Raw genomic sequence first — 14,462 nt, 5'->3', positions numbered from 1 at the left:
CGTAAACACGCTGTAGGAACTGACTGCAGCGTGTTTTTTCTTTGCCTATGAAAGTGCTGACCATTTCTTGTCAAACCGGACGACCTATACTATAATGAACCCATGTAATTAGTGCATAAAAGCGTTAAAGTGCCGGGAAAGCAGCATTTTCCATGCGCCGGACGCAGCGGTACAGGACTGAAAGGGGAAACGAACGGTGAGATATTTAACGGCAGGAGAAACACATGGTCCTCAATTGACAGGTATTATCGAGGGCTTTCCAAGCAATGTAACGATTGATTTTGAAGAGGTTAACTTTCAGCTGGGTCGCCGCCAAAAGGGGTACGGCCGCGGACGCCGCATGCAGATAGAGAAAGATACCGCGCAAATCGTAGGAGGCGTTCGCCACGGCAAAACGACCGGAGCGCCGATTGCGCTTGTTGTTGAGAACAACGACTGGAAGCATTGGACGTCGGTCATGAATATCGAGCCGATCGAAGGCAGCGACGAATCGAAGCGGCGGGTGAACCGCCCGCGTCCGGGACATGCGGACTTAAACGGCGGTTTGAAGTACAATCAGAAAGATTTGCGCAACATTTTGGAGCGTTCGAGCGCGCGGGAAACAACGATGCGTGTAGCGGTCGGAGGCGTAGCCAGACAACTGCTGAAAGAATTCGGAATCAAGGTGGCCGGACAAGTGATCCGGATCGGCGAGGTAGAAGTCAAACGTACCGAAATGCCGATTGACGAACTGATTGCCATCACTGAGGAATCCCCGGTGCGTGTGGTCGATAAAGACGCGGAAGCGCAAATGATCGCAGCGATCGACGCGGCCAAAGAAGATGGAGATACGCTGGGCGGTATTATAGAATGCATCATCGAAGGCGTACCGGTTGGTCTTGGCAGCCACGTGCAGTGGGACCGCAAGCTGGACGGCCGGATCGCGCAGGCGGTTTTGTCGATCCAAGCGTTCAAAGGCGTAGAATTCGGCATCGGCTTTGAGGCGGCCCGCTTAAGAGGCTCCAAAGTGCATGACGAAATAAAATATAACGAAGAGCAAGGTTTTTACCGCGCCAGCAACCGCGCAGGGGGCTTTGAGGGCGGTATGACGACCGGTGAGCAAATTGTTGTGCGCGCGGTTATGAAACCGATCTCGACGCTCTATAAAGCGCTGCAAAGCGTGGATATCGATACGAAAGAAGCGTTTACGGCTCAAGTGGAGCGCTCCGACACCTGTGCGGTGCCAGCAGCGGGCGTCATCCTGGAGAACATCGTAGCGTGGGAAGTAGCTAATGCTTTTATGGAAAAGTTCGGCGGCGACTCCGTAGAGGAAATCCGCAGAAACTATGAAAGCTACTTGAAACAAGTGGAGAGCTACTAATATGAGCGACATGATGGAGCTTACCGTTGATTTGGGCGCACGTTCGTATCCGATCTACATCGGCCAAGGCATCATCGACAATATCGGCGCTTTTTTTGAGAAACACGGTTTGGGCAAAAATTCGCCGCATCTGGTCGTAACGGACGAACATGTGGCGGAGCATCATTTGCCGCGTGTGCTCGGGCTGCTTGGGGAAGCCGGATACAAGGTCTCTCCCTACACCGTCAATGCGGGGGAGAAATCAAAGTCGCTGGCTGTGCTGGAAGACGTCGTTGGCGTCGCCCTTGATGCCGGATTGGACCGCAAATCTTCGATTATCGCGCTTGGCGGCGGCGTCGTAGGCGACTTGGCCGGTTTTGTTGCGGCCAGCTACATGCGGGGCATTCGTTTCGTGCAGATCCCAACGACGATCTTGGCCCACGACAGCAGTGTCGGCGGAAAGGTCGCTGTCAATCATCCGAAGGCGAAAAATATTATCGGCGCTTTTCACCAGCCGGAGATGGTGCTTTACGATACTTCGACGCTGCAGACATTGCCTCCGCGCGATGTCCGCGCCGGTCTTTCGGAAATGATCAAGCACGGCCTGATTTGGGATTCGGAATTTACCGCCTGGTGCGAGGACAACGCCGACAAATTGGTCGGACTTGACCCTGAAGCTTTGCAGTATGGCCTCTACCAAGGCTGCAAGGTGAAATCGATCGTAGTTTCGCAGGATGAGAAAGAGAACGACCTGCGCGCCATTTTGAACCTTGGTCATACGATTGGCCATGCCTTGGAGGCCGTTGCGGGATATAACGAGCTGGTGCATGGCGAAGCGATCTCGATTGGCATGGTGGGAGCGGCGAAGCTTGCCGTTCAGCTCGGTTATTCCGAAGATATCTACACAGTAACCAAGCGCATTTTACAGAAGTTCGGCCTGCCGACACGTTGTCCGGAGCATCTTGATACCGACCGGATCATGGAAGCGATGATGCATGACAAAAAGTTCAGCGGCGGCAACATGGTGTATATCGTACCGACGGCAATCGGCAAAGTGGAAATCCGCAAGGATGTTAAGCCGGAGTGGGTAAGAAACATCGTGGAACAGTTAAAACGGGAGGATTAAACATATGATGGTCAGGGGAATTCGCGGCGCTACCACGGTTGAACAAAACGATAAGGCGGAAATTTTGGCGGCGTCCGTCGAGCTGCTTAAAACAATTATCGCGGAAAACGGGATTCAACCGGAAGAAGTTGCCTGCATTTATATTACCGTTACGCAAGATCTGACCGCCGCGTTCCCGGCGCAAGCGCTGCGTCAAATTGCCGGCTGGGAGCTCGTACCGTTGATGTGTTCTTTGGAGATTGCCGTCGAGGGCAGTCTGGAGAAGTGCATCCGGTTTATGGTGATGGTCAATACGACAAAAAATCAAGATGAGATCATCCACGTTTATTTGAAGGAAGCGATGAGGCTTCGCCCCGATTTGTCCAAATCGGCAAAATAAATTGCCGGTTGACAGCTTTCAGATACGTGTGTATAGTAAATTTAAGTTATGGATGAGTTGAGTCCGAGTAGAGCGCAAGTTGAGATGAGTCGAGTAGAGTTCAGTACAGATCAGATCAGGAGAGTTAACATAAGAATATCCGGCCGCTTGCCGTTTATGGCTTTATTTTGTGTTGTTCAAGCGCGGATAATTCACCCGATCTAGGTACTGATACGATATTTGCAGCCAACAGCCTCTACCGTGCCGGTAGAGGTTTTTTTGTTCTTATTGCTCGACATTCGTCCCCATTAAAAGGAGCTGAAGCTAAATGTACACACCGGAACTGAAAGAAGTGATTCGTTTATCCCAGGAGTACAACCTGATTCCCGTTGTACGGGATCTGCTAGCCGACACGGAAACGCCGATTCGCGTGTTCCAGCATTTTTACCAGGAACAGCAGGCATTTCTGCTGGAGAGCGTTGAGGGCGGGCTGAAGTGGGCCAGATATTCTTTTATCGGGACGGATCCTTTCCTGCAAATTCACGCCAAAAACGGCGTCACATATGTTACGCATGAAGAAGAGCGGAAGGAATTCCGCGAAAAGCCGATCGACGTGCTCAAAGGTTATTTGCGCAACTACAAGAGCCCGTCCTTGCCGGATTTGCCGCGATTCACCGGCGGAGCCGTCGGATTTTTCGGCTACGATCTGCTGCAGTATTACGAAAAGCTGCCGGCTCACCGGGTGGACGATCTTCACATGAACGATATCCAGTTTATGTTCTGCGATCAAATTATTGTGTTTGACCATTTCAAGCAGCAGCTGAAAATTATCGCTAACGTACACGTGCCTGCGTTTGCCACGGACGAAGCGATTGCCGAAGAATACCGCAAAGCATGCCAGCGGATTGACGACACGATTGAAAAGCTGAAGCGGCCGACGCCGACTTATGCGACAAATCCGATTCCGGACGATATTCCGCTTGGTGAAGTGAAGTCGAACTTGACCAAAGAGCAGTTCATCTCCAATGTGGAGCAAGCCAAGGAGTACATCCGCTCGGGCGACATTTTCCAAGTGGTGCTTTCCCAGCGGTTTGAAATCGAAACCGACATTTTACCGCTTCACGTGTATCGCGTGCTGCGGACGATGAATCCGTCGCCGTACATGTATTATTTAAAAATGGGCGAAGACGTCATCGTTGGCACATCGCCGGAACTACTCGTCCGCGTTGAAGACGAGAGAGTGGAGACGCGGCCGATTGCCGGAACCCGGCCCCGCGGGAAGACAACGGAAGAGGATGACGCTTTGGAACGGGAGCTGCTTGCCGACGAGAAGGAGCGGGCGGAGCATCTGATGTTGGTCGATTTGGGCCGCAACGATCTGGGCCGCGTGTCCGAATTCGGCACGGTGAAATGCGATACGTTCATGCAGGTGGAGCGATACTCCCATGTCATGCACATCGTCTCCAACGTGAACGGCAAAATCGCCAAAGATAAAGATTTCTTCGACGCTTTCCTCTCCTGCCTGCCGGCGGGAACCGTATCCGGCGCTCCGAAGCTGAGAGCGATGGAAATTATCGCCGAGCTGGAGAAAGAAGCGCGTGGTACTTATGCGGGAGCGATCGGTTATCTTGGCTTCTCGGGTAATCTCGATACTTGCATTACGATCCGGACCATCGTGTTCAAAAAAGGAAAAGCTTACGTGCAGGCGGGAGCGGGCATCGTCTGGGATTCCGTGCCGGAGAACGAATATATCGAAACGGTCAACAAGGCCAAAGCGATGTTGAAGTCGATCCGCATGGCGGAAGCGATTTTCCATACCAAAACAAAAGAATATGCCGTCATCAACCAGGATTATCACAACTAAAGCGCTGGCGGAGTGCAAATATACGGGTTCACAAGAACGGGCTAGTCATTAAGGCGTAAAAGCCGATGGGGAGGACATGGGAGATGGAAAAATTGACGATTCAGCAGGCGATCGCCAAGGTTGTCGACCGGCAGCACTTGGAGCGGTACGAAGCACGCGGCGTGATGGACGATATTATGGAAGGATTGGCGACGCCGTCGCAAATCGGCAGTCTCATCACGGCGCTGCGGATGAAAGGCGAAACGGCGCACGAAATTACCGGCTTTGCGGAAACGATGAGAGCTAAGGCGAGCCGCGTGCGCGCAGAGCAAAACAACTTGCTCGACACATGTGGAACCGGGGGAGACGGTGCCGATACGTTCAACATTTCCACGACGGCCGCCATCGTGGCGGCAGCGGGAGGCGTGCGGGTCGCCAAGCACGGCAACCGCGCGATGTCCAGTAAAAGCGGCAGCGCCGATGTGCTGGAAGCGCTTGGCGTGCAGATTACGCTGACCAGCGAGCAGGCGGCACGCTGTTTGGACCAAGTGGGCATCTGCTTTATGTTCGCGCAGCTGTTCCATCAGTCGATGAAACATGCGGCCGTACCGCGCCGGGAAATCGGAATCCGCAACATCTTTAATCTGCTCGGTCCGCTTACGAATCCGGCAGGCGCCGACCGTCAAGTGCTCGGTTTATACGACCGCAGCAAAACCGAGCTGGTCGCCGAAGTTATGAGGGCGCTGGAGTTGAAACGGGGATTGGTTGTAGGCAGCTTGGACGGATTGGATGAAATCAGCATTTCCGCTGCGACCAAAATCACCGAGCTGAAAGACGGCGAAGTAACCACTTACGAAATAACGCCGGACGATCTCGGGCTTCGTTCATACAGCTTAAGCGATGTGAAGGGCGGAGACGCGCGTGAGAACGCGGAAATTATCCGCGCCGTATTCGCCGGCGGCAGCGGCGCCCATCGCGATATTGTCCTTGCGAATGCGGGAGCGTGCTTTTATGTGACAGGGCGCTGTGCTACACTACAAGAAGGCGTGAAGTATGCGGCAAGCGTCATCGACGCCGGCAAGGCGTCCGATAAGCTGCAGCAGTTAGTTCAATTTACGGGAGAAATCAGCCATGTTTCTTGATAAAATCGTCGTTACCAAACGTGAAGAAGTTGCTCAGCTGAAACAATCAACCAGCATTGCCGAGATGGAAAAAACAATTGCCGCGCTGCCGGCATGCCTGGGCTTCGAGAAAGCGTTGACCGAAGGCAGAAAACGCAAGACGGGGCTGATCGCCGAAGTAAAGAAGGCCTCTCCGTCCAAAGGGCTCATCCGCGCCGATTTTGATCCGGTGCTGCTGGCCCGTGCTTATGAGCAAGCCGGAACGGATTGTATATCGGTATTAACCGATGTACAATATTTTCAAGGCGCTAATGAATATTTAAGCCGTATCCGTGAAGCGGTCCGCGTGCCGCTGCTGCGCAAAGACTTTACGATCGACGAGCATCAAATCTATGAAGCTCGGATGATCGGGGCGGACGCAATCCTGCTGATCGCCGCGATATTGACTACGGAGCAAATCCGGGATTTCATGGCATTATCCCGCGATTTGGGGATGGATACGCTGGTTGAAGTCCATGACGCCGAGGAATTGGAGCGCGTGCTAACGTTGGATGCGACGCTGATCGGCATCAACAACCGCAATTTGCACACGTTTGTTACCGATCTTCGGACGACGGAGCAGCTGATTGGACAAATTCCCGCCGGCAAAACGATTGTCAGCGAAAGCGGCATATCCGGTGTGGAAGATATCGCGTATTTACAGCAAGTCGGTGCGGATGCCGTATTGATCGGCGAGCATTTTATGCGCAAACCGTCGGTCACGGAAGCGGTTCGTGAGCTGATGGGGCCGCTTGCAGCTGCAGTAAAGGAGTAGAAGCGTCGCCATGGCTATTGTAAAAATATGCGGCCTCCTGAGAGAGGATACGATTTCATCGATTGCCCATTTGCCGATAGATCATATCGGTTTTGTTTTTGCCAAAAGCCGCCGCCAGGTTACACCGGGCCAGGCCGGCACGCTGATCCGCAAGCTGGGCGCCGAAAGAGGGGGGCAGAGCCTGCCGTTGTTCTTCGGCGTATTTGTCAATCCCGGAATGGATCAGCTTGCGGAGACGCTGCGTGAAGCCCCTCTCGACGTGATTCAATTGCACGGTCAGGAGGACGCGGCATTTTGCCGGGAAGTGAAGCGGCGTTTTGGCGTTCAGGTGTACAAGGTGTTTTCCGTTCGTGAAGAGGACGATACGGCGGCGCTTGAACAGCTTGCCGCCTTTCGCGGCGCGATCGACGGGTTTCTACTCGATACGGCCGGAGGCGGCACCGGCAAAACATTTGATTGGAGCCGGATTCCTCCATTTCAATTGTGGGCCAAAGAAGCGGGCATTCCGCTGCTGATCGCCGGCGGGCTTGATCCGGACAATGTGACGGATCTCATTACCCGGTACAACCCGGACGGAGTGGACGTATCCAGCGGTGTGGAAACAGACGGGCAAAAGGACACTGACAAAATCACAGCATTTGTTGAAAGGGTGAAAGCTTGTGTTTAACGCGAACGTACCGGACGAGCAGGGACGATTCGGAAAATTCGGCGGACGTTATGTGCCGGAAACGCTGATGAACGCTTTGATCGAGCTGGAGGAAGCTTACAAGAAGTATTCGCAAGAGGAAAGCTTTAAGCAGGAAGTTCATTATTTGCTGCACCGCTACTCCGGAAGACCGACCTCGCTGTATTATGCGGAGCGGCTTTCGCAGCATTTGGGCGGGGCCAAAATTTACTTGAAGCGGGAAGACCTGAACCATACCGGAGCGCACAAAATCAACAACGCCATCGGGCAAGGCATTCTTGCCAAACGGATGGGCAAGAAGAAAATTATCGCCGAAACCGGCGCCGGACAACATGGCGTTGCAACGGCCACGGTAGCCGCCTTGCTTGGTTTTGAGTGCAAGGTGTTCATGGGCGAAGAGGATATGAAACGCCAGCAGCTTAACGTATTCCGCATGAACCTGCTGGGCACCGAAGTTGTACCGGTGTTGTCGGGTACCCGGACTCTTAAGGACGCTTGCAACGAAACGCTTCGTTACTGGGTCAGCCATGTGCAGGATACATTTTACATTCTCGGTTCGGCGACGGGGCCTCACCCTTACCCGATGATGGTCCGCGACTTTCAGCGCATCATTGGCGACGAAGCGCGCAAGCAAATCATCGAGCAGGAAGGCAAACTGCCTGACGTCATCGTCGCTGCGGTCGGCGGGGGCAGCAACGCGATGGGGATTTTCTACCCGTTTGTTAACGACGAAAGCGTTCGTTTGGTCGGCGCGGAAGCGGCCGGCAAAGGGATCGACACCAAGGAGCATGCGGCTACGATGACACTTGGAAGCCATGGCGTGTTCCAAGGTTCGTTCAGCTATTTGCTGCAGGATCAATTCGGACAAGTACAGGAGGCACACTCCATATCGGCAGGCCTCGATTATCCGGGGATCGGCCCTGAGCATTCTTACCTGAAAGATTCCGGCCGCGCGCAATATTTCCCGATTACCGATAAAGAAGCATTGGACGCTCTGCAGCTGCTCAGCCGTACGGAAGGTATCATTCCCGCGCTGGAAAGCGCGCACGCGGTCGCACAAGCGGCGAAAATCGCTCCAACCTTGTCTAAAGATCAAATCGTCGTGGTCAGCTTGTCCGGCCGCGGAGATAAAGACGTAGACGCGATCATGAATTATTTGGGGGTAGCCAAACAATGAGCGCGATAAACAACCGAATCGACAACAAATTTGCCGAACTGAAACAGCTCGGCGAACCGGCCTTTATTCCTTTTATCACGATTGGCGATCCCGATTTAAAAACTTCGGTGGATATCATCTTGACGCTTGAAGAGGCTGGCGCGGCTGTCGTCGAGCTTGGCGTTCCATATTCCGATCCGCTGGCCGACGGTCCGGTCATTCAGCGTTCTTCCATGCGGGCGTTAGGCCGTCACCAGGTCAGCATCTTGGACTGCATTGAGGCGGCTCGTTTGGCCAGAGAGCAGGGCAGCAAACTTCCGTTTATTTTGTTCACGTATTATAATCCGGTGCTGCAGCTTGGGCTGGAGAAGCTGTTTGGCCTGCTGGCCGAAAACGACATCAGCGGCGTGATCATTCCCGATTTGCCGATGGAAGAAGACGGCGAAGCCCGTGTCCAAGCGGAACGCTTTGGCATTCATATCATTCCGCTGGTAGCGCCTACCTCAAATGAGCGGGTTAAAAAAATAGTTTCCCGTTCCAGCGGCTTCATCTACTGCGTATCGTCGCTTGGCGTCACGGGTACGCGCAGCGAGTTCCACAGCGGCATCGACGAGTTTTTGGATACGGTCAAATCATCCACCGATTTGCCGATCGCGATCGGTTTCGGTATTTCGAACAACGAGCAATTTGCCCGGTTTTCCAAGTCGTGCGACGGTATCGTCGTGGGCAGCGCGCTGGTCCGGCAAATCGAAGAAGCGCTCCCGCAGTTGGAGAACGAATCGACATACAGACAAGGACTATTGCAAATTTCCGATTTTGTGAGAAAATTGTTAGGAAAGTAGCCTGTACAGAATAAAAGTAAGAGGTGATCTCAAGTTGCAACCAAAACAACAAATTATGAACCTGCCGGTGTATCAGCCCGGTAAACCGATCGAAGAAGTGAAACGCGAGCTCGGGCTCACCGAAGTGATTAAACTGGCTTCGAACGAAAATCCGTTCGGCTGCTCGCCGAAGGCCAAAGAAGCCATCGTTTCCATGGTCGATCAAGTCAGCTTGTATCCGGACGGAGGCGCTGTCGAACTGACGGAAGCCGTTGCTAACTATTTTAGCGTCAACAACGATCAAGTGATTTTCGGAGCAGGCTCCGACGAAATTATTCTCATGATCGCGCGCGCCTTCCTTGTTCCCGGCGACGAAACGATCATGGCGACTCATACATTCCCGCAATACAAGCATAACTGCCAAATCGAAGGCGCAGTCAGCATCGAAGTGCCGCTGAAAGACGGATATCAGGATCTGGACGGCATGGCGGCCAAAATCACCGACAAAACAAAGGTGCTGTGGATCTGTAACCCGAACAACCCGACGGGTACGATGCATACGCATGACGAAATCAAACAACTGCTCGCCAAGGTGCCTAGCCACGTGCTTGTCGTGTTGGACGAAGCTTATGCCGAATACAATACCTCCGGCGCATACCCGGACGGCTTTGCGCTGCTTAAAGAACATAAAAACGTGATTTTGCTGCGCACGTTCTCCAAAATTTACGGACTTGCCTCCTTGCGTATCGGTTATGGCATCGGGCATCCCGAAGTGATCCGCTCGATCAATCAGGTGCGCGAGCCGTTTAACACGACCAGCTTTGCGCAAAAAGCGGCTATCGCGTCGCTTCAGGACGAGCAGTTCCTGAATTATTGCCGCGATGTGAACAGTACGGGCATCCGTTACCTGACCGGCGAGTTTAACCGTTTGGGGCTGCCTTACTACGAAGCGCACGGCAATTTCATTATGGTTGACGTCAAACGTCCAGCCGCAGACGTATTTAACGGACTGCTGCGCAGAGGATTTATTATCCGCGGCGGACATCAGCTTGGATTCCCTACGAAGATCAGAGTTACAGTAGGAAGCCAAGAGCAGAACGAAAAATTTATCGCTGCACTGGAAAGCGTATTGCAAGAAGTCGCCGTCCAAGTGTAGGATGCTAAAAAGGTTGGTTACATGACGAACATCGTTATTTTTGGTGTCGGATTGATCGGCGGTTCGCTGGCCCTTTGTTTTAAAGACAAACCGGGCCTGCGGGTTGTTGGTCATTCCAATAACCCCAAATCAGTTGAAAAATACTTGCAACGCGGCGTAGTCGACCATGCGACAACCTCAATGGAGGAAGCGGTCAAAGATGCCGATTTTATATTTCTGGGCGTTCCTGTCGGCAATCTCGAAGATTATATTTGCCGGCTGAATGAGCTGCCTTTAAAACCGGGCTGCATCATTACGGACGTAGGCAGCACCAAAGCGTCGATTACCGCATGCGCCGAAAAACTCCGCCTGCAGGAGGGCGTGCATTTTATCGGCGGGCATCCTATGGCCGGCAAAGAGAAGTCCGGCGTCGAAGCGGCCACATCGCTTTTATTTGAGAACGCCTATTACGTGCTGACGCCAACGGAAAATACACCGCAGGAGGCGTATGACCGGCTTTTCAAGCTCCTGCAATATACGCGAGCACATATCGTCAAGGTCGACGCCAATATGCATGACACGATTGTTGGCGCCATCAGCCATTTGCCGCATATCATTGCCGTCGCGCTGGTGAACCAAATTTCCAAATACAATGAAACCAATTCGTTGTATAAAGATTTGGCTGCCGGTGGATTCCGCGATATTACACGAATCGCTTCAAGCGATCCCGTCATTTGGCGCGACATTTTAAGCAACAACCGGGACGTTCTGCTGGAATTGCTTAAAGATTGGAACCGTGAAATCGACACCTTCATTCAGTTATTATCCGATGATGACGGCGCAGGCATCGAAGATCAGTTCCGTCAAGCCAACCGTTTCCGCAACGAGCTGCCGGAACGGCGCAAAGGCATGATCACCTCGCTGCATGAGATTTATGTCGATATCCCCGATCAGCCGGGCATTGTAGGGCAAATCGCCACACTGCTTGGAGACTGCAGAATCAATTTGAGCAACCTGCAGATCATTGAGAGCAGGGAAGATATTCCCGGCGTGCTGAGATTGTCTTTCCGTGAGGAAGATCACATGGAGAAGGCGTTTGAGCTGCTGAAAAAGCAATATCCGGTGCATATTTAGCTTTTCAAAAAAAGAAATAAAACGTTTTCAAAAAAGCGTTGACAAATTGAAAACGGATACATATAATAAAAGTACAGTATGGTTTCTCTCCACTCCTATCCGAATACTTGCACTGTGTGCGGCCACCTCGCAACTTGAGGTGGTATTTTTTTTTCGTTTTAACAATATTTTAATGTTCGGGGTGTATTATAGAATTGATTTTTGTTTTTAAATTTTACAAGTGTCGAAAAAGCAGGATTTTTGAGGATGAATACCGAATATATGTAAGATTCATCTATATGTGCATATCGAACAGAAATTTTTTATAAATAGAGCGCAACTTTTTCCCCCGGGGCAGGTAAAAACATTTACTACAGTCGCTGGGGAGGAGTTAAACGGGATCACAAGGAGGGTCGTTGGTTGATGACCGATTCCCAGTTGATTAGAGAAATCAAAGACGGCAACGTGCAGTTATATAATGAATTAATGCGGCGTTACGAACGTAAGATTCTCGCATTTATTTACCATATGTTGAAAAGCGCGCAGCTCGAGTCCGTGGCGGAAGACTTGTGCAACGAAACGTTCTACAAGGCATACCGCAGTCTTCATTCGTTCCGGGAAGTTGAAGCGACTTTCTCCACATGGTTATATACGATTGCCAGAAATACGGTCTTAAGCGAACTGCGTAAAAATAAAAATTTAAAAGTTTCTTTGGAGCAAAGCGGCTTTACACCGCAGACGTCGGCTGAAACTTTACCGCTGCAAACCGTTTTGAGGAACGAGAAAGTATCGATGGTGCGCGATGCCATCAACAATTTGCCTGAAAAGCAGCGATCCGCACTTATATTACGCGAATACGACCAATTGGACTATCAGGAAATCGCCAATATTTTGGGGCAGACGGTGAGTTCGGTCAAATCGCTTCTGTTTAGGGCAAGGGCCAGCGTGAAGCTGCAGCTTGAGCCGTACTTTCTTGAACCTATTTTTGAAGAGTACGAAGGGATGAATCAACGATGAAATGTGAGGACATTCAAGAATTGTTTGGGTGTTATTGGGATTTGCCCGATGGCGACCTCAAGAAACAATGCGTGAATGAACATATAAAGCATTGCAAGGAGTGCGCGGAAGAATTTCAGATATGGCAGGAGAGCGCCGATTTGATCAAATTCACCGCTGAGCAGCCGATGCATGCCGAAAGCTCTCCGATCGCCGACAGCGTAATGCAGCGGATCTATCAGGACGAGTCGTGGAGAATGCCGATCGCCGATCGGATGTATGCCATTACGTTCAGAATGCGACGCAACTTTACGGCTGTGATCGCTTTTTGCCTGGCGCTCTTCATGTTCAGTTTCTTGTATTCCATCGTTCACGAACAGAAGCCGGATAAGCCGGTGGCTGCCGCCGATACTTCGGTATTCGGCAGAATCGGCGATCCTGTGGTCGCTGCCGCCAGTTCCAAGCCGGAATCGTTGAATGTTCGTTCGATGCCTTCGGCTGTAGCCAGTCTGAAAGGCTTTAATGAGCCGTTTACGTATCAGGTCGGCCCCATCCATACTTATCGCGATTACATGCTGGCTTTATCGCTGATCGGCATGACTTGCACACTGCTTATTATGAACTGGTTATCACGTACACGATCCTAAATTAGACGCATGAACACCCCGCAAGGGGTTATCTTTTTTAAAAGGGGTTTTTTCATGACAACAATCGGAATTATCCGTCACGGCACCACGGAATGGAATTTGCAGGGACGGATGCAGGGCCAACTGGATACGCCGCTTGCCGAAGTTGGGATTATTCAGGCGAAGCTGCTCGCCAAAAGATTAAAAACCGAATCTTGGCACGGTGTCATCACCAGCGACTTAATGCGGGCGAAAGCGACCGGGCACATTATTGCCGATGAATTGGGCATTCCGATGCTGGCTTATGATCCTGGAATTCGCGAGCGCGGCTTCGGACAGCTGGAAGGCACAACGGAGGAGGAGCGGGTCGAACGATTTGGCGCAGGCTGGCGGGAACGCGAGCTGGAACTGGGCATGGAAAGCGATGAGTCTTTGCTCTCCCGCGGTTTGGCCGTGCTGGAGGACGCCGCGGCGGCCTACCCGGGTCAGCGGATTTTAATCATCAGTCATGGCGGAATTATCGTGCCTATGCTCAAGAAACTGACAAACGATCCGATCGAGAGACATTTAAAAAATACATCGCTTAGTATTTTAAGCAGAGCTGAAACCGGCTGGAACTGCGAGCTGCTCAATTGTACAGCGCATTTGGATGAACTTGGCTGATTTTTCAGAATACTTTCAGTTTGGCTTTACATTAAATTCACCTTTTGCCGTTAAGATGGTCGTAGGAGCATAACAGACACGACAACTTAACGGTCAGGAGGCCGATTTATGAGCTATTTGTTCAAGAATGCGCATTTTATCGTTATTCATATCCCTATTGCCATGCTTGTGTTCAGCTTCCTGTTTGATGTGGCTGCCAAGCTGGCCCGTCGAAAAGAATGGCATACCGCCGGGCTTCTATGTTTGATTGTCGGCGCGTTGGGGGCCGTTGCGGCGGTTGTGACCGGTCCTGAGGACCGCAATCCGCTTGTGCACACCCATGAGTTGTACGGAAAGCTGACCATGATTGCAGCTGTTCTTATGTGTGTGGTTCGGCTGTATTTTGCGATTAAAAGGAAAAGGGAGCTTGGCGGCTACATGCCGTATTTGGCGGCCGCGCTGGTCAGTGTGCTGTTGGTTTCATACACCGGCCACATCGGAGGCGAGATGGTGCACCCGGACCGCGGTATGATGCCGCAAGGCCAACTGCGCGATGGAGGGCCGCGGCCCGAAGGCGCTCCGGGTCAAAGCCAACGTCCCGGCACTACGCCAAATGGCGGCTCGGGATCAACCGGTCAAGCCGGCGGCGGAACTCAAGAAGGCAAAAAATAAATCGGTTGATTAATA

At 52.0% G+C, this 14,462-nt stretch carries 15 protein-coding genes; all 15 read left to right on the top strand.

Annotated features, from left to right (window positions below; genetic code table 11):
- Nucleotides 1–196: 196 nt before the first annotated feature.
- Complete coding sequence (gene aroC, locus EYB31_RS09015) at nucleotides 197–1,360, top strand: chorismate synthase (RefSeq protein WP_131012982.1); 1,164 nt, start codon at nucleotides 197–199, stop codon at nucleotides 1,358–1,360.
- Between the two features lie 10 nt (nucleotides 1,361–1,370).
- Complete coding sequence (gene aroB, locus EYB31_RS09010) at nucleotides 1,371–2,465, top strand: 3-dehydroquinate synthase (RefSeq protein WP_131013251.1); 1,095 nt, start codon at nucleotides 1,371–1,373, stop codon at nucleotides 2,463–2,465.
- A 4-nt stretch (nucleotides 2,466–2,469) separates the two neighbouring features.
- Nucleotides 2,470–2,844, top strand: a complete 375-nt coding sequence (gene aroH / locus EYB31_RS09005; protein ID WP_131012981.1) for a chorismate mutase — start codon at nucleotides 2,470–2,472, stop codon at nucleotides 2,842–2,844.
- Nucleotides 2,845–3,151: 307 nt separating this feature from the next.
- Nucleotides 3,152–4,687, top strand: coding sequence for an anthranilate synthase component I (gene trpE, locus EYB31_RS09000; RefSeq protein WP_131012980.1), 1,536 nt, complete (start codon nucleotides 3,152–3,154; stop codon nucleotides 4,685–4,687).
- Between the two features lie 83 nt (nucleotides 4,688–4,770).
- Nucleotides 4,771–5,808, top strand: coding sequence for an anthranilate phosphoribosyltransferase (gene trpD / locus EYB31_RS08995; protein WP_131012979.1), 1,038 nt, complete (start codon nucleotides 4,771–4,773; stop codon nucleotides 5,806–5,808).
- A complete protein-coding gene (trpC, locus tag EYB31_RS08990) occupies nucleotides 5,798–6,601 on the top strand; it encodes an indole-3-glycerol phosphate synthase TrpC (RefSeq protein ID WP_131012978.1) in 804 nt (267 codons plus the stop codon). The genes trpD and trpC overlap by 11 nt, the downstream gene beginning before the upstream one ends.
- A 10-nt stretch (nucleotides 6,602–6,611) precedes the next feature.
- A complete protein-coding gene (locus EYB31_RS08985; RefSeq protein ID WP_131012977.1) occupies nucleotides 6,612–7,268 on the top strand; it encodes a phosphoribosylanthranilate isomerase in 657 nt (218 codons plus the stop codon).
- Nucleotides 7,261–8,463 carry a tryptophan synthase subunit beta gene (gene trpB, locus EYB31_RS08980; RefSeq protein WP_131012976.1) on the top strand — a complete coding sequence of 401 codons (1,203 nt, stop codon included), beginning with the start codon at nucleotides 7,261–7,263 and terminating at the stop codon, nucleotides 8,461–8,463. Before EYB31_RS08985 ends, trpB begins: the two co-directional genes overlap by 8 nt.
- The gene (trpA, locus tag EYB31_RS08975) at nucleotides 8,460–9,284 is read left to right on the top strand and encodes a tryptophan synthase subunit alpha (RefSeq protein ID WP_131012975.1); all 825 of its coding nucleotides are present in this window, start codon (nucleotides 8,460–8,462) and stop codon (nucleotides 9,282–9,284) included. Before trpB ends, trpA begins: the two co-directional genes overlap by 4 nt.
- 34 nt (nucleotides 9,285–9,318) lie before the next feature.
- Nucleotides 9,319–10,419: a histidinol-phosphate transaminase gene (gene hisC / locus EYB31_RS08970; protein WP_131012974.1), complete on the top strand. Its 1,101-nt coding sequence runs from the start codon at nucleotides 9,319–9,321 to the stop codon at nucleotides 10,417–10,419.
- Between the two features lie 21 nt (nucleotides 10,420–10,440).
- On the top strand, nucleotides 10,441–11,532 hold the full coding sequence (locus EYB31_RS08965) for a prephenate dehydrogenase (protein ID WP_131012973.1): 1,092 nt from the start codon (nucleotides 10,441–10,443) through the stop codon (nucleotides 11,530–11,532).
- A gap of 402 nt (nucleotides 11,533–11,934) precedes the next feature.
- Complete coding sequence (locus EYB31_RS08960; RefSeq protein WP_131013250.1) at nucleotides 11,935–12,528, top strand: RNA polymerase sigma factor; 594 nt, start codon at nucleotides 11,935–11,937, stop codon at nucleotides 12,526–12,528.
- Between the two features lie 140 nt (nucleotides 12,529–12,668).
- The gene (locus EYB31_RS08955) at nucleotides 12,669–13,154 is read left to right on the top strand and encodes a zf-HC2 domain-containing protein (RefSeq protein WP_240762241.1); all 486 of its coding nucleotides are present in this window, start codon (nucleotides 12,669–12,671) and stop codon (nucleotides 13,152–13,154) included.
- Nucleotides 13,155–13,208: 54 nt separating this feature from the next.
- Complete coding sequence (locus tag EYB31_RS08950) at nucleotides 13,209–13,796, top strand: histidine phosphatase family protein (RefSeq protein ID WP_131012971.1); 588 nt, start codon at nucleotides 13,209–13,211, stop codon at nucleotides 13,794–13,796.
- 108 nt (nucleotides 13,797–13,904) lie between these two features.
- Nucleotides 13,905–14,447, top strand: a complete 543-nt coding sequence (locus tag EYB31_RS08945; RefSeq protein WP_131012970.1) for a DUF2231 domain-containing protein — start codon at nucleotides 13,905–13,907, stop codon at nucleotides 14,445–14,447.
- Nucleotides 14,448–14,462 lie beyond the last annotated feature (15 nt).

This window comes from Paenibacillus thalictri, from assembly GCF_004307995.1.
Classification (GTDB): domain Bacteria; phylum Bacillota; class Bacilli; order Paenibacillales; family NBRC-103111; genus Paenibacillus_AF; species Paenibacillus_AF thalictri.
The sequence above is the reverse complement of the archived record's forward strand: the minus strand, read 5'-3'. Positions and strand labels throughout refer to the sequence as shown.